We start from the raw sequence: 15,438 nt of genomic DNA on the forward strand, positions 1-15,438 counted from the left end.
AGTTGGGTTGTAAGAGCCTGATCAGGACCGCTTTTTGATGGAACGAACGGCCGACCCGCCGGTTCCTATGGCTCCCAGGTAATGGCCCGGTCGCCAGTCAGCGGAGGATCGCCATGAGAAAGCACGACAACGGATCGACGCACGGTATGCACGCGTCTCGGCACCACTATCTCATGCTTGCCGTCAACATGGTGCTCAGCCTGATCGTTATGTACTTCGTAATGTTTTCGATGATCGATGGCTGGCGCGACCTCCACAACAACCTCAACACGTTCTACATGGCGCTCACGATGGTTGCTCCGATGGGGATCATTATGCTGGCGACCATGGGCGGGATGTACAAGAACAAGGGTCTGAATGTGGCCCTTTATCTCAGCCTGGCCGCTCTTTTTGTTGTGGCTTTTACCGGAACTCGTACCCAAGCCCTGATCGACGATGATCAGTTCATCGCTTCAATGATCCCGCACCACTCCGGAGCAATTCTGATGTGTCGCGAAGCGAATCTGACAGATCAGGAGCTGGTCAATCTCTGCAATCAAATCTCCGAAGGGCAGCGCAAGGAGATCGTGCAGATGGAATCCGTTCAAGCGAGACTGAATTAGCACGGGTTCAAAACCAGGTCCACAAGTGCAATTTTGCGTGCGGAGAGCTTTGCCCGACTCCAGCACAAATGGCCGATGAACGCTTGACGACCGGTTCCGACTGGAACGGCAGCAAGGTTGCCGCGCCGAAGGCGACGGCGAATAATCCCAGATACGCGCTCACACCCAGCATCAGGTCATCGGCTGGAAGAGAGAACACGATCCCGAAGGAGGGGGAAAGTCCTCTCTAGGCAGAACCACGGGCTTGCTCGAATTTTCCGTTTGACCTTACCATCGTTGGAAGCCCTAGAACTCTGATCAGACTGCAGATTTAAGTTAGACGCTGTAGCCGTGCCACACTATCGACGCGAATCGCGTGTTGATACGGGCTGACAATTGACAACTTCGGGACCGATGGTAGTCCTCTCGGGCATGGGTATGTTTCGAATCACATTGCAAAAGATGTTGGTTCTGCTCCGCTTGGCGATTGTCATCTCGCTGACGGTTTACTCATTGCCGACCGCCTCTGCCGCCATGCATGGCGCTTGGTCCCATCCGGAAAGTGCTCAGTCCGACGATCATCATCATGAGATGGCAAGCGGCGGACATTCGCACGGCGATCAGAAATCCTCCCCGGACGACGCTCAGAAGCTCGCGAAGACGGAGTGCTGCAAGGGCTTCTGCGTCAGCATGGCGATTGTCGCGGAAACCGACCCTGTTGGCGGACCTCGCGTAGCATCCATTCGCGAGTTCATCGACGACGCCCGGAGCAGGGGCGAGCTTCCACCGCTGCACCGACCCCCAAACATCTGAATAGGACCGTACCCCTTCTTCTCACGGGGCTAACGAGTGTTCGCGAGCAGGTTTGCTCTCGAACGCGGCTGCAATTCCTATTCGGATAACACCATGAAACCATTGTTTTTCGTGGCCGCCCTGCCGCTTTTCGCGAGCGGATGCGCCTCCACATTGCCTCCCGATGTCATTGCCACGGGCGATCTCGCCGCCTCCCAAGCCGAGGTGCGCCCCCTCCGATACACGAGCCCCGTTTCGGGCTACACCCACCGCGTCCCGGTCGATCCCCAGCCGTGGCGTAACCAGAACGGCGCGCAGACTCCGGAAGGAGACGCGTCATGATGAGAGCCACTGTCAAATTGGCTGCGGCCCTCGCCCTGCCGCTTGTGCTCGGCGGCTGCGTGTCCGCCAGCGAATATGCAGCGAAGAACGCTGGCTTCTCCTCGGTCGAGGCCAAGACCGCCGAGGCCGCAGGCAAGCAGACCGTGTGGGTGCAGAACCAGCAGCAGGCGCGTGTCGTCTCCGACCGCGTGAAGACGCTGATGGCGAGGAAGACCATCGACGTCGAGACCGCCGTCCAGGTCGCGCTTCTCAACAACAAGGGTCTGCAGGCGGCTTATGCGGACCTCGGGGATTCGGCCGCCGATGCCTGGCAATCGACTATGCTGGTCAATCCGACGGTCGCCATCGGCTTCAACGGTATCGGAGCGCCGGGGATCGAGGCATTCAGGTCCGTCGAGGGCGTGATTGCCAACAATATCCTGGCGCTCGCGACACGCGAACGCGACATTGCCATCGCCGACACCCGCTTCCGGCAGGCGCAGTTGAACGCGGCTCTGCGCACGCTGCAACTTGCCGCTGATACCCGTCGCGCCTGGATCAACGCCGTTGCCGCCTGGGAAACCGTGGCCCAGCTCAATCAGGCGCAGGCAGCGGCGGACGCCGCCTCGGAGCTTGCACAGGAACTCGGCAAGAGCGGCGCGCTCACAAAAGAAGGTCAGGCCCGCGAGCATGTGTTCTTTGCCGAACTGGCGGGACAAACGGCAAAGGCGCGGCTGGAGGCGAGGCTCGCCAAGGAGGAGCTGACGCGCCTGATGGGGCTCTGGGGTTCAGGCATCGACTATCAGGTTCCGAACCGTCTGCCGCAGTTGCCGAGGGGGATAATGAAGCGTGACCTGATCGAGGCGGAAGCGATCCAGCGGCGTGTCGATCTCCAGATGGCGAAGCTCGACCTCGATGCGACCGCCAAATCCTACAAACTGACGGAAGCCACCCGCTACGTTACAGACCTCGAGCTCCTCACCGGCTTCGAGACCGAACGGGAAAAGGAGGATGGCGAGGTCAATACCGAGACGACCGGACAGGCAGAACTCGAATTCGTCATTCCGATCTTCGACAGCGGCAGGGCGCGGATGCGCAAGGCCGAACTCGCCTATATGCGGGCGGCGAACCTGCTCGCCGAAAAGGCCGTCAACGTCCGCTCCGAAGCGCGCTCGGCCTACCAGGCGTACCGCGCCAATTACGACATAGCCGGGCACTACCGAAACAGCGTCGTGCCGCTGCGCACCAAGATCGAGGAGGAATCCCTTCTCACCTACAACGCCATGATCACCAACACCTTCGAGCTGCTCGCCGACAGCCGCGAAAAGGTCAATGCGAACCTGCTTGCCGTCAACGCCAAGCGCGACTTCTGGCTGGCCGAGGCCAACCTCGCCCCCGCCATCTACGGCGGCGGCGCGGGTGCGGCGGCCGGGGAAACCGAAGTCGCGGCTGCCGCCGAAAGCGGCAGCGGTCATTGAGGAAAGGAACAGGCCATGTTCAACAGAAGACAGTTACTCGGCGCGAGCGCCGCGCTGGTGTCGACCGCCGCCTGGGCAAAGACGTCCAACATGGGACTGCCCGAGGCGGCCGTGATGGAGACTGCGGAGACGCAGCCGCCGCTAAAGCCCACCTCCGGCCCCGACTACAACCCGGTCGTCACCCTCAACGGCTGGACCCTGCCCTATAGGATGAACAACGGCGTCAAGGAGTTCCACCTTGTCGCCGAGCCGGTCGAGCGCGAGATGGCGGAGGGCATGACCGCCTATCTCTGGGGCTACAACGGCCAGTCGCCGGGTCCGACGATCGAGGCGGTCGAAGGCGACCGGGTGCGCATCTTCGTCACCAACAAGCTGCCGGAGCATACGACGATCCACTGGCACGGGATGATCCTGCCGTCTGGCATGGACGGGGTCGGCGGCCTCACGCAGCCGCACATCCCCGTCGGCAAGACCTTCGTCTACGAGTTCGATCTCGTGAAATCGGGCACCTTCATGTACCACCCGCATTCCGACGAGATGGTGCAGATGGCGATGGGGATGATGGGCTTCTTCGTCGTCCATCCCAAGGACCCGAAGTTCATGCCGGTCGACCGCGACTTCGTCTTCCTGCTCAACGCCTACGACATCGATCCTGGCTCTTACGTCCCGCGCATCATGGAGATGACCGACTTCAACATGTGGTGCTGGAACAGCCGCATCTTCCCCGACATCAGCCCGCTCGTCGTGTCCAAGAACGACCGGGTGCGCGTCCGGGTCGGCAACCTGACGATGACCAACCACCCGATCCACATGCATGGCTACGACTTCGAGGTCACCTGCACCGACGGCGGCTGGGTGCGGCCGGAGGCGCGCTGGCCGGAGGTCAGCATCGACATCCCGGTGGGCGCGATGCGGGCCTACGAGTTCGACGCCAGATACGAGGGCGACTGGGCGATCCATTGCCACAAGTCGCACCACACGATGAACGCGATGGGGCACGACATCCCGACCTTCATCGGCGTCGACAAGAGCAAGGTCGCCGAGAAGATCAAGAAGCTTCGCCCGGAATACATGCCGATGGGCACCAAGGGCATGGCCGACATGGGCGAGATGGAAATGGAAATCCCCGAAAACACCATCCCGATGATGACCGGCTGGGGTCCGCACGGCCCGATCGAGATGGGCGGCATGTTCTCGGTCGTCAAGGTGCGCGAGGGCATCTCCGCGGACGACTACGCCGATCCCGGCTGGTACGAAAACCCGCCCGGAACCCAGGCTTGGGAGTGGACGGGCGAAGTTCCCGACGCGCCGAAGGCCAAGGACGCCAAGACCCAGATCACGCCGAAACATGGAAATCATGGCTGATCCCGTATGCCGATCTTCAATCAACCAAAGGACCACACCATGAAAGCTCAAATCTTCGGACTTCTCGCCGCCGCGCTCGCCACCCCGGCGCTCGCGGGTGGCAATCACGCAGGCGGGCACGGCGAGGCCATGGCGGTCGGCGAACCGGGCAAGAAAGCCAACGCGACCCAGACCATCCAGGTCACGATGAAGGAGACGGAAGACGGCAAGATGATCTTCACGCCGTCGACCTTCAAGGTCCGCAAGGGCCAGACCGTTCGCTTCGCGATCAAGAACGCGGGCGAACTCGACCACGAGTTTGTGCTCGATCAGGAAGACAAGATCATGGAGCACAAGGCGGTAATGGAAAAGTTCCCGGAGATGGAACATGACGATCCGAACGCCATCCGTCTCGCGGCCGGAGAGTCCGGCGAAATCATCTGGAAGTTCACCAACGACGGCACGTTCAAGATCGCCTGCCTGGTCCCCGGCCACTACGACGCGGGCATGCACGGCGACGTCACGGTTGCCAAAAAGTAATCATCGAAAGGAGCCGCACATGAAAACGCTCATCAAACTCACCCTCGCCTCGACCCTCGCCTCGGCCCTCGCGCTTGGCACCGCCTACGGCGCTCTCGCCGCCGAGTTCACCAAGGCCACGGTGAAGAAGATAGACGCCAAGGCCAAGAAGGTCACGCTGATCCACGAGGAACTGAAGAGCCTCGACATGCCCGCGATGACCATGGTGTTCCGCGTCCAGGACGACGCCATCCTGGAGAAGCTGAAGGAAGGCGCGAACGTCGAGTTCGTCGCCGAGCGCGTCAACGGCAAGCTGACTGTGACGCAGGTCAAGTAATCGCTGCAACAGGACGCAGGCGTAGCCGGCCGCGTCCTGTTCGGCTCATTCGCTGGGCGACAGCTCCCGATTAATGTCTAGTATTTGCCCCAAGGTGCCATGCAGCGGGAGCGCTACGATACGGGCGGCGTGCAGACGGCTCTCCAGAGATCATCCTTCCAGTCGGGTTCAACACCGGAATTAGGTATCTGGTAGTCAACATTCCCCATCGAGACCGCTGCCGGAGGACCGCATCGGACTGACGCCTTGTGCTTGCCGGGATCGCTGTAAGCCCCCTCTCCGTCGACGCTCGTTTGAGAGAGCGAGATGAGCACATCGAAATCGTACCCCACGCTTGCCGCGGCTCGGTTTCCGACGATACTCAGGCTGACAACGGTGTGGTCGGGAAAGTGCGCCCTGTGAAAGACTAGGGGCTCGGTCGCGGCCGCAGACGTTAGCAGCAAGGTCTCGATAGCAACGGCCGAGAGGACAGTACGCATTCACCCCTCCCGTGGTTCATGCGGCGTCCAAACTATACCACGGAGAATGTTCATTGTGGCGTCCCGTTCTACGGCTGCTTCTGCCGCGCCAAGCCGTCGCACGGCACCTGCGTGTTGGACTTCCGCAGTCCACCCTCTCGCGACGGATGGGAACCGGAAAGATCGATCCACCCGCGACGATGATGAAGGCGAATTCCGACCCTATGCCGACCTCGGCACCAGTCAACCAGAACGGCTGGATCCCGAGCCGATAGCGGCTATCGCGCTAATCTGGGCGCCGGTGATGCGCTCGCATCGCATCACCGTCGAGCAGATGGCCTGAGTTCACTGGCGGCTTTTCTTACTTCTGACAGATACGTTGCCCGACCGGTCCGAAGCAGCGGCACCGACGCCGGCTTGGCTTTCAAGTTCTTTTGCAGCCTGGTGCCAGTGGCGCTCATGGTCTCCGTCAAGCCGGCCTTCGCGCTCCCAAATCTCGTAAGCACGCCTGCGAACGCGCTCGACCAATGTTCTCCGTTTTTTCTCCTTGTTACTTGTGCCGCTGTCGTCACGTCGGCGCGAAAAAGCGATTCCGTGCCAACCGAGTGGACACAGTTGCGCACGGGAGTAACGCTGCACCGCTCCCGGGACCTTCGCCCATCAGGTAGCCGTCCTCAAGCAGAAGCAAAGTGACCCTCGGAGATAATTTCCGAAAGCGCCTTGCGATGGCTCGGGGCTTCGCGCTGCTGAAGCGGCTCGGGAAGTTGCGTCTTGTCGCCGATGCGGCCGATTGCGACGGCGGCCTCGACCCGGTAATTCTCGGGAACGCCGAGTTCCGTTCGCGCCCGCTCGTAATCGATTCCCGCCATGCCGTGGGCCTGCCACCCCGAATGGGCCGCCTGCAGGGCCAGTGCGCCCCAAGCGGCGCCCGCGTCGAAGGAGTGCGTGTACGAGGGAACCTCTTCCGCCGCGCCTGGCGGCAACAGCGAGGTTTTCGAAAGCACGAAGATCAACGCCGACGCTCGCCGTGCCCAGCTTTGGTTGAATTCATTGAGCAGGCCCAGCAGCTTTTCCCAGCCGTTTGCGCCGCGGCGCGAGTAGACGAAGTGCCACGGCTGAGCATTGTAGGCAGACGGCGCCCAGCGGGCCGCTTCCAGTATCTCGAAAAGCTCGCCTTGCGAGATCTCGATGCTTGCGTAGGCGCGAGGCGACCAGCGCTCTAGAAATAACGGATTGATCGCATGTTCTGCAATACGGGAGTTCACATTCACAGTCATTGATGTCTTCCAATCTTCAACGACGCGTTTGAGTTGTCATGCAAGGACGAGTCACCAGTTTTTGTATCGGCCGCGCCGCCGCCTGAGGCTCGTGAGCTCTTCGGAGAGTTCGGCGATGCGATCTCGGAACTCATCGCTTGTCCCGTCGTCGAAGTCATCGAACCCGAAGCAATCCCGTGCCTCATAAAGCTCAAGCCGGCCCTGCAGGAAATCCCGGATCGCATTCAGGCGTTCAAACTGTCTGAGCATGCTCATGGCTTATCTCCGTTTGTCGCATGGGAGGGGCAAGGCTGTCCCCACTCTCATCCTTGTCGCTGGCGTCCGGCGCAACCCAGCCAAGCTCGGGCGCGATGCGGGTCACGACGTCCTCAAGTATCTGGCGATAGTTCTCCTCTTCGAACTCGTACGGCAGTTCGACGCGAAGCTCGCTCACCGCCGGCAGGAGCGGATCGGCAAACAGCCGCTCCAGAATTTCCTCCGAGGTGCCGACGAGGTCGCGGGCATAGAGCGTCCGGCGTTCGCCTTGGGGCGAGAGCGTTCGCGCATGACGCCCGGCCGCATATTCGCGGTAGCGCCGCCGAGTAAGAGCATCCGCACTGTCGAAGGGCACGATGACCCGGCCGAGCGCCACCCGCTTTTCAGTGCCGCCAGACGAGCGATAGGAAGCAAGCTGGCGCGCCTGCGCGACGAAGAAATCATCGGTTTCCTCGCCGGTCGTGACGTTGCCGATCAGCAGATTAAAGCCGTTCGCCCCCGCCCATTGGCCGGAACGAAGCGAGCCGCCGCCATACCAGAGGCGCTCGATGAGACCTTTGGCATAAGGCTGCAGGCGCGGGCGCTTGGGGCCGAAGGGAGTCGTGATGACGTTATCGCCGCCGCCGAGGAAATTGCCGCGCAAATTCTCGGCGAAGCGAAGCACGCGCGCATGCGAAAAGTTGTAGCTCGACCAGTCGCCGTCGAAGGCGAGCGGCGCGATCAGGTCCAGATGCGGCGGCCGGCCAGCGCTCAAACCGACATTCAGCCGGCCTCGCGACAGCACGTCGACCGTCCCGAGGTCCTCGGCGAGGCGGTAGGGATTTTCATAGCCGATCGGGATGACGGCGGTGCCGAGTTCGATACGGCTCGTCCTCTGGGTCGCCGCCGCCAGGAACGCGGCTGCCGAGGAAATGCCCGGTTCGAGGTGCCTTTGGCGCACCCATGCGCCGTCAAAGCCCAGTGCCTCGCCGTACTCCAGCAGCGCCAGCGTCTTCTCCAGCCCTTCGACCGGATCGTCGTCCCGGTAGTTTCCCGGACTGAGGAAGCCGATATGGCTGATCGAGACTTTGCGGTTGGTCATTTCCGGCATCCTCAGAATTTCGGCAGGCCGGGAGGATTGGTTTCCGATCTGGGCAAGGCTTCCTCGGAGAGATGCCAGCGATCAAGGATCCTGGCATAGGCTCCGCTCTCGATCAGGCCGTTGGTGGCGATCGTCAGCGCATCGGCAAGACCGCTGCCCTTGCGGGTCGTGATCGCGACGTCGGATCGCTCCGGCCAGCCGGCACTCAGCGTCCCGACCCGCCTGATGTTCTTGTCGCGCGCCGCGATGAAGACGAGTTGCGCGTGTGGTTGGACAATGACGTCGGCACGGCCGGAACTCAACGCCAGCAGGCTTGCCGCCTCGTCGTCGTAATATTGCAGTTCGAGGGGTTTCAGCCCGGCCGCCACATTCTCCTCGCTCCATTTCAGGAGAATGCGCTCCTGATTGGTGCCGGCCCCCACGATGATCCTGAGGCCGGCGGCGTCCTTCGGCTCCTTGATCGACGTGACGGTGCTGTCGGCTTTGACGAAGAAGCCGTGAAGGCCCTGGCGATAGCTCGAGAAGTCGAACTTCTCCTTGCGCTGTTCAGTGACCCCGACATTGGAGATCACCGCATCGTATTTGCCGGAGGTCAGACCGAGCGGCCAGTCGATCCAGGCGACGGGTATCAGTTCGAGTGTCAGGCCAAGACTGTCGGCTATGGCCTCGGCATAGTCCGGATCGGCGCCGACGACGGTCCTGGCATCGGTCGCATAAGTGGCAAGCGGCGGCCCGCCCGGGCTGACCGCGACCGTGAACTTGCCGGGAGTGACGAAGTTGAAGGCAGCGGGGATTACCGCGATCGCCTTTTCGTTTCTTTCAGCGCGGACGCGACCCGGCTGTTCTGGGCTGAGGTCGAAGCCGGTATCGGCTTGCGCAGGACTGAAGTGAAGGAGCGCCGCCACCGTTGCGGTGACAATCGTGCGGATTACCCGAATGCCCATCTTGCTTGTGATCTCCTTTGAAAGACGGAAGGCGGCGATTAAGCCGCCGGTCGAATGAACGAGGTGATCACGAACCGCTCTTCGGCAGGCCGGGCGGGTTGGTCTGCGATGCCTCGACCGCCTCGTCAGTGACGCTCCAGCGCTTCAGCACCTCGCCATACTTGCCGCTCTTGATCAGATCGTTGATGGCGATGGTGATCGCGTTGGCGAGGCCGGCGCCCTTGCGGGTTGTGACCGCAATTTCCGCCGTCAGCGGCCAGCCGCCGCTGACGATGCCGACAACCTTGGTGTCCTTCTTGATCGAAGCGGCATAGGCGCGGGTGGCGTTCGGGTTGAACTCGGCGTCGGCCCGCCCGGCCTGCAGTGCCAGATCGGCCGCGGCGCGATCGTCGTAATATTGCACCTCGATCGGCTTCAGGCCGGCGGCCACGTTCTCGCGGTCCCATTCGAGGATGATCTTTTCCTGGTTGGTGCCGGTGCCGGTGATGACCCTGAGTCCGGCCACGTCCTTCGGCTCCTTGATCGAGTTGATCGGGCTGTCCGCCTTGACGGTGAAGGCAAGCACATCCTTGCGGTAGGTCGAAAAGTCGAATTTCTCCTTGCGTTCTTCGGTGACAGTCACGTTGCTGATCACAGCATCGTATTTGCCGGAACTGACGCCGAGCGGCCAATCGGCCCAGGCGACCGGCACGAGTTCGAGTTCCAGCCCGAGCGAATCGGCAAGAAGCGACGCAAGGTCCGGATCGGCGCCGACGACCGTCTTGGAATCCGTCGCATAGGTGCCGATCGGCGGATCCCACGGACTGATGGCGACCGTGAACTTGCCCTGAGTGACGAACCTGAAGTCGGGAGCGATCGCCTTGATCGCGGCCTCGTTCCTCTCGGCCCGGACACGATTGGAGGTGTCCGGGCTCAAGTCATATCTCTCCTCACCCCAGGCCGGGCCGAGTCCGATGCTCGCTACCGCGATTGCGCCAGCAAGGAGCAGTTTTGCGGAACCGAAGACTGCCATGCGTTCACTCCTTTTCATCTCAGAATTGTGGATTGTGTCGTTCGGATGCGCGCCCGAGGCGGGGAGCTTCAGAGAACCCGGGCCAGAAATTCGCGGGTACGGGGATGCTGTGCTTCGCTGAAGATCAGCGCCGGCGGCCCCGCCTCGAGCACGCGGCCCGCGTCCATGAAGACCACGGTGTCGGCGACCTCGCGGGCAAACCCGATCTCGTGGGTCACGATCACGAGCGTCGTGCCGGTGCGGGCCAGTTCCTTGATCACGTCGAGCACTTCGCCGACGAGTTCGGGATCGAGCGCGGAGGTGGGCTCGTCGAAGAGCAGCACTTTCGGGCGCAATGCCAGGGCGCGGGCGATGGCGACCCGCTGCTGCTGACCGCCTGAAAGCTGGCGTGGATAGGCATTGATCTTGTCGCTCAAACCGACGCGGGCAAGCAGGTCCTGCGCCAGCCGGATGGCCTCGGCTCGTTCGACACCGCGCACCTGCAGCGGCGCCTCGATGAGATTTTCGAGCACGGTCATGTGCGGGAACAGGTTGAAGTTCTGGAACACCATGCCGATGTCGGCGCGACGCTTGAGGATGTCCTTTTCCTTCAGCTCGTAGAGCGTATCGGCCTTCTGGCGATAGCCGACGAGTTCGCCATCGATTGATATGAACCCGTCATCGACGCGCTCGAGGTGATTGATCGTCCTGAGCAAGGTGGATTTGCCGGAGCCGGACGGTCCGAGGATTGCGGTCACGCTGCCGGCGGGCAGGTTGAGTTCTACATTGTCCAGCACCTTGAACGAACCGAAGCTCTTGGAGATGCCGTGAACATGGACGGCGCCGCCGGAGCGCGGAACCTGCGCGCCGTGAAATCCTGCCCTGTTGGCGGTCGTCTCCGAGATTTCCGGCAGCGGACGGCGGAAGCGCGAGAAAAAGGCCTGGAAGGGCAGCGGCACCGGATTGCGAACCGCGCCCTTCGAGAAATGCCGCTCGATATAGTGCTGGCCGATCGAGAGACCGGTCATGATCACGAGGTACCAGACGGTCGCCACCATCAGGAGCGGAATGACTTCGAGGTTGCGGCGATAGATGACCTGGACCGTATAGAAGAGCTCCGGCAGCGCCAGCACGTAGACCATCGAGGTGCTTTTCGCGAGCCCGATGATCTCGTTGAAGCCGGTCGGCAAGATCGAGCGCATGGCCTGCGGCAAAACGATACGGAACGCCTGCCGACTGCGTGGTAGACCGAGGGCGGCGGCCGCCTCGTGCTGTCCCTGGTCGACGGAGAGTATGCCGCCGCGCACGATCTCGGCGAAAAAGGCCGACTGATTGAGGGTCAAGCCCAGGAACGCAGCCGCAAACGGCGTCAGCAATTGTGTCGTCGGGTAGTTCACAAACACCGTGTCGGTGAAGGGAACGCTGAGGGTGATCGTCTCGTAGAGATAGCCAAGATTGTTGAGCACGAGCAGCAGGACGATAAGCGGGATCGAACGCAGCAGCCAGATATAACCAAACGAGAGACTGACAAGCAGGGGTGACTTCGAAACTCTTGCAAGCGCCAGACCGGTCCCGAGAAGCGAACCGGAAACAGTCGCCAGCGCCGTCAGCAGCAGCGTCCGCCCAAGGCCGGCAAGAACCGGCTCGGCGAAGAACCACTCGGCGAAGACCGGCCAGCCCCAGCGCGGGTTGGTGAGCACCGAATAGAGCAATGCTGCGATAACCACAGCGGCAAACAACGAACCAAGCGCGCGACCTGGGTGGCGCGCCGGGACGATGCGATAATGCGCGTAACTCTGCGTGGCTTCGCTTCGTCGTTCGATTTCGGCGCCCGCCGCATAGTCGCTCAGAAGTGCCATTGCTGAGTCCTTTCGGATTATTTGGGGTGAAGCCGCGCCTTGGTTCCGGGTGCGCCGGCGGCGTTAGGGATGGCCCGCCAGAAGCGGCTCCTGTGGCAGCGATCCGCCCAACAGGGCAGCCGAGGCGACGAGATGGGAGATGTCCTTCTCGAAGGGTAGCGTCTTGTAGGTTTCCGGGTCGGCGTCGACATCGAAAAGCGCCGTGTAGCCATTGGTGAGGTAGAGTCCGACGGCCTCAGGCTGCCGGAATCCGGTCGTCAGATAGATTCGCGAATAGCCCTGCCGCGCGGCCTGTGCCTCAAGCTCCAGAATGACCTTGCGCGCCAGGCCCTGGCGGCGCAGATCTAAACGCGTCCATATCCGTTTGAATTCAGCTGTCCTGTCGTCGTAGTGCTTGAAGGCACCGCCGCCGATCGTCTCCCCGTTTCGGATCAGGAGCACGAAATTGCCATGCGGCGGAGCGAAGGCTTCGGGCGGATATCGATTGAGCTCGGCGGCTGCGCCCTGTTCGTCGAAATAGGTGCCGTAGCGGCTGTCATATTCGAAGATGAGCTCGTCGATCAGCGGTTTTGCACGTGGATCGAGTGGCGACGTGTAGACAAACGTGTCGCTCATGCCGGTCTCCTGTTCTTGGAATCGTTGCGCAGGAAGGTTTCGGCGAGCCGGACCCAATAGCGAGCAGCGGGTGCGATGATCCCATCGTCGAAGTTGTAGTGGGGGCTGTGCAACGCGGCGCTCTCGCCATTGCCTACGAAGAGGTAGCTGCCGGGCTGGCGCGCGAGAAAGAAGGCAAAGTCCTCACTAGCGGTGCGGGGCTTGAACTCCTGTTCGATCCAGCCTTCGCCGAAGGTGTCGACGGCGACACGGCGCGCGAATGCCGTTTCTTCCTCATGGTTGACGACCGCCGGGAAGCCGAGCCGGTAGTCGACGTCAGCGCACGCCCCGAAGCTTTCGGCCTGTGCCCGGGCAAGCGCTGCGATGCGTGTCTTCAACTGCTGGCGAACTGCTTCGCTGTAGCTCCTGACCGTCAGTTTGATCTCGACACTGTCCGGGATCACGTTCGACGCTGATCCGCCGTGGATCGACCCGACGGTAACGACCGCCATCTCCCGCGGATCGACGTTGCGCGAAACGATACTCTGCAATGCTGTGATGAACGACGCAGCTGCTACGACCGGATCGACCGCATTATGGGGCTCTGCGCCGTGACCACCCCTGCCCTTGATGTGAATTATCGCCTGATCGACCGACGCCATTGCCGGTCCCGCGACGAACCCAAAATGGCCAATCGCGATACCGGGCCAGTTGTGCAGGCCGAAGACCGCATCAACCGGGAAGCGTTCGAACAGCCCGTCCGACAGCATTTTGCGCGCCCCGGCCCCGATCTCCTCCGCTGGTTGAAAGATGAGCCTCAGCGTGCCGGAGAAGCGGCCGCTTTGGGCAAGATAGCGTGCTGCCGTAAGAAGAATCGTCGTGTGGCCGTCATGACCGCAGGCATGCATGACACCCGGCTCCTGGCTCGCATACGAGAGATTGGTTTTCTCGTCGATCGGCAGCGCATCCATGTCCGCGCGGATGCCGATGCGCCGACTGCCCTCCCCGCGTTGGAGCGTCGCCACGACGCCCGTTCCGGCGATACCCGTTGCAACCTCGTATCCCCAGCTCGTGAGGAAATTCGCGACGATGCCGCTGGTACGGACCTCCTGGAACGCGAGTTCCGGATTTCGGTGAAGATCATGCCGCAACTCGATCATCTCGCCAATGTAGGCAGCGATGCCTTGCTCGACGTCATCGATGAATTGGGCGTTGTTGGTGATGGCATTCATTCCGACACCTCCGACGGTCAGGCGCGAACCTTGTGCAGGGGCTCCTGAGCAGTGCTGGCGTAGCGGCTCTCCCGGTAGGGGAGCCCAAGATGGCTGCGAAGTGTCGTGCCCTTCAGCTTGGAATCGAAATAGCCGCGCCGCTCAAGGAGCGGCAGCACATGAGCGACGAAGTCGTCGAGCCCCTCGGCGATCACGGGGAACCCAAGAATGAAGCCATCGGCGGCTTCCCCATCGACCCAGCGGATAATCTCGTCGGCGATGTGGTCGGCAGTGCCGATGAAGGCTGTCCTCGGCGTCGCGACGTCGAGTGCTATCTCCTGGAGCGTCGCCCTTGTTTCGCGCGCCGTCTTCTTGATGCGGTCGGTGGTGGCGCGAAAACTGTTCTTGCCGATGTCGCCGATGTCGGGAAAGGGCGCGTCGAGCGGATAGGCGCTGAAATCGTGGTGATCGAAAAAGCGGCCGAGATAGCGGAGCGCTTCCTCGATTGTCACGAGGCTGCGGATAGCCTGGTATTTCGCCTCGGCCTCTTCGGCGCTCGTGCCGACGATCGGACCGATCCCCGGGAAGATCCGAATGTCCGCCGCACTTCGTCCCTGCGCGATCGCGCTTTGCTTGACCTGCTTGTAGAAAGCCTTCGCCTCATCGATCGGCCCGCCATTGGTGAACACGGCGTCGGCATGCTTGCCGGCAAGCCTGACGCCGGAGTCCGAGGCGCCGGCCTGGAAGACAACCGGCTGTCCTTGTTTCGAGCGGCCGATGTTCAGCGGCCCCTCGATCTGGAAAAAGCGCCCCTTGTGGTTCAGCCGACGCATCTTCGTCTTGTCGACAAAAACCCCCGTGTCGCGGTTGCACACGAAGGCGCCGTCGTCCCAAGAATCCCAAAGGCCTTTCGTCACATCGAGATATTCGTCGGCGATCTCGTAGCGCAGTTCATGCTCCGGGTGCGGCTTGCCATAGTTCCGGCCCGAACCCTCGAGCGGCGACGTCACCGCGTTCCAGCCGGCGCGCCCGCCGCTGATCAGATCGAGCGAGGCGAACTGCCGGGCAATGGTGAAGGGATCGCTGTAGGAGGTCGAAACCGTGCCGACGAGGCCGATCTTCGAGGTGGACGCCGCCAGCGCCGACAGGATCGAGATAGGCTCGAATCGGTTGAGGAAATGCGGGATCGACTGTTCGTTGATGTAGAGTCCGTCGGCGACGAAGGCGAAGGCGATACCGGCGGCCTCCGCCTTCAGGGCCGTTTCGACGAAGAAACCGAAATTGACACTGGCATCGGCCGGCCCGCTCGGATGCTTCCAGGCATTCATGTGTCCGCCCGGTCCCTGCAGCATGATGCCGAAAGTCACTTTCTTGCTGGTCATCGCATTGATCCTTC

18 protein-coding genes and 1 pseudogene are annotated in these 15,438 nt (G+C 61.9%); 7 read left to right on the top strand and 12 right to left on the bottom strand.

Annotated features, from left to right (window positions below; translation table 11 throughout):
- The first annotated feature begins 113 nt into the window (after nt 1-113).
- On the top strand, nt 114-602 hold the full coding sequence (locus NXT3_RS20390; RefSeq protein WP_104840193.1) for a DUF305 domain-containing protein: 489 nt from the start codon (nt 114-116) through the stop codon (nt 600-602).
- An 85-nt stretch (nt 603-687) separates the two neighbouring features.
- Here the strand turns inward: NXT3_RS20390 and NXT3_RS33110 are convergent.
- Nucleotides 688-774 (bottom strand): annotated as a pseudogene (locus NXT3_RS33110) (DedA family protein); the annotation flags it as partial.
- Between the two features lie 239 nt (nt 775-1,013).
- On the opposite strand from NXT3_RS33110, the gene NXT3_RS20395 reads away from it, so the two are divergent.
- From NXT3_RS20395 to NXT3_RS20420, 6 genes are all read left to right on the top strand, one after another.
- Nucleotides 1,014-1,394: a hypothetical protein gene (locus tag NXT3_RS20395; protein WP_104840337.1), complete on the top strand. Its 381-nt coding sequence runs from the start codon at nt 1,014-1,016 to the stop codon at nt 1,392-1,394.
- Between the two features lie 93 nt (nt 1,395-1,487).
- Nucleotides 1,488-1,715: a hypothetical protein gene (locus tag NXT3_RS20400; protein WP_104840194.1), complete on the top strand. Its 228-nt coding sequence runs from the start codon at nt 1,488-1,490 to the stop codon at nt 1,713-1,715.
- The gene (locus NXT3_RS20405) at nt 1,712-3,172 is read left to right on the top strand and encodes a TolC family protein (RefSeq protein ID WP_104840195.1); all 1,461 of its coding nucleotides are present in this window, start codon (nt 1,712-1,714) and stop codon (nt 3,170-3,172) included. The genes NXT3_RS20400 and NXT3_RS20405 overlap by 4 nt, the downstream gene beginning before the upstream one ends.
- 15 nt (nt 3,173-3,187) lie before the next feature.
- On the top strand, nt 3,188-4,537 hold the full coding sequence (locus NXT3_RS20410) for a multicopper oxidase family protein (protein ID WP_104840196.1): 1,350 nt from the start codon (nt 3,188-3,190) through the stop codon (nt 4,535-4,537).
- Nucleotides 4,538-4,576: 39 nt separating this feature from the next.
- A complete protein-coding gene (locus NXT3_RS20415) occupies nt 4,577-5,056 on the top strand; it encodes a cupredoxin domain-containing protein (RefSeq protein WP_104840338.1) in 480 nt (159 codons plus the stop codon).
- A 19-nt stretch (nt 5,057-5,075) separates the two neighbouring features.
- A complete protein-coding gene (locus NXT3_RS20420) occupies nt 5,076-5,372 on the top strand; it encodes a copper-binding protein (RefSeq protein WP_104840197.1) in 297 nt (98 codons plus the stop codon).
- 113 nt (nt 5,373-5,485) lie between these two features.
- Here NXT3_RS20420 and NXT3_RS20425 read toward each other — a convergent pair whose 3' ends face one another.
- The 11 genes from NXT3_RS20425 to NXT3_RS20475 form a co-directional block, all read right to left on the bottom strand.
- On the bottom strand, nt 5,486-5,851 hold the full coding sequence (locus NXT3_RS20425) for a hypothetical protein (protein WP_104840198.1): 366 nt from the start codon (nt 5,849-5,851) through the stop codon (nt 5,486-5,488).
- Between the two features lie 324 nt (nt 5,852-6,175).
- Nucleotides 6,176-6,469 (bottom strand): DUF2934 domain-containing protein, encoded by a 294-nt coding sequence (locus tag NXT3_RS32965; protein ID WP_272939861.1) that lies wholly within the window; start codon nt 6,467-6,469, stop codon nt 6,176-6,178.
- Between the two features lie 35 nt (nt 6,470-6,504).
- Nucleotides 6,505-7,101 carry a nitroreductase family protein gene (locus NXT3_RS20435; protein WP_199773373.1) on the bottom strand — a complete coding sequence of 199 codons (597 nt, stop codon included), beginning with the start codon at nt 7,099-7,101 and terminating at the stop codon, nt 6,505-6,507.
- A 57-nt stretch (nt 7,102-7,158) separates the two neighbouring features.
- On the bottom strand, nt 7,159-7,362 hold the full coding sequence (locus NXT3_RS20440) for a hypothetical protein (RefSeq protein ID WP_104840200.1): 204 nt from the start codon (nt 7,360-7,362) through the stop codon (nt 7,159-7,161).
- Nucleotides 7,340-8,443 (bottom strand): LLM class flavin-dependent oxidoreductase, encoded by a 1,104-nt coding sequence (locus NXT3_RS20445; protein ID WP_104840340.1) that lies wholly within the window; start codon nt 8,441-8,443, stop codon nt 7,340-7,342. Before NXT3_RS20445 ends, NXT3_RS20440 begins: the two co-directional genes overlap by 23 nt.
- 11 nt (nt 8,444-8,454) lie before the next feature.
- On the bottom strand, nt 8,455-9,387 hold the full coding sequence (locus NXT3_RS20450) for an ABC transporter substrate-binding protein (RefSeq protein WP_104840201.1): 933 nt from the start codon (nt 9,385-9,387) through the stop codon (nt 8,455-8,457).
- Between the two features lie 67 nt (nt 9,388-9,454).
- Nucleotides 9,455-10,399, bottom strand: coding sequence for an ABC transporter substrate-binding protein (locus NXT3_RS20455; RefSeq protein ID WP_104840202.1), 945 nt, complete (start codon nt 10,397-10,399; stop codon nt 9,455-9,457).
- A 68-nt stretch (nt 10,400-10,467) separates the two neighbouring features.
- Nucleotides 10,468-12,237 carry an amino acid ABC transporter permease/ATP-binding protein gene (locus NXT3_RS32970; RefSeq protein WP_104840203.1) on the bottom strand — a complete coding sequence of 590 codons (1,770 nt, stop codon included), beginning with the start codon at nt 12,235-12,237 and terminating at the stop codon, nt 10,468-10,470.
- 63 nt (nt 12,238-12,300) lie between these two features.
- Nucleotides 12,301-12,852: a GNAT family N-acetyltransferase gene (locus tag NXT3_RS20465; RefSeq protein ID WP_104840204.1), complete on the bottom strand. Its 552-nt coding sequence runs from the start codon at nt 12,850-12,852 to the stop codon at nt 12,301-12,303.
- On the bottom strand, nt 12,849-14,063 hold the full coding sequence (locus NXT3_RS20470) for a M20 aminoacylase family protein (RefSeq protein WP_104840205.1): 1,215 nt from the start codon (nt 14,061-14,063) through the stop codon (nt 12,849-12,851). The genes NXT3_RS20465 and NXT3_RS20470 overlap by 4 nt, the downstream gene beginning before the upstream one ends.
- Before the next feature lie 17 nt (nt 14,064-14,080).
- A complete protein-coding gene (locus NXT3_RS20475) occupies nt 14,081-15,424 on the bottom strand; it encodes an LLM class flavin-dependent oxidoreductase (RefSeq protein ID WP_104840206.1) in 1,344 nt (447 codons plus the stop codon).
- Nucleotides 15,425-15,438: the final 14 nt, after the last annotated feature.

It is taken from the genome of Sinorhizobium fredii (genome assembly GCF_002944405.1).
Taxonomy (GTDB): domain Bacteria; phylum Pseudomonadota; class Alphaproteobacteria; order Rhizobiales; family Rhizobiaceae; genus Sinorhizobium; species Sinorhizobium fredii_C.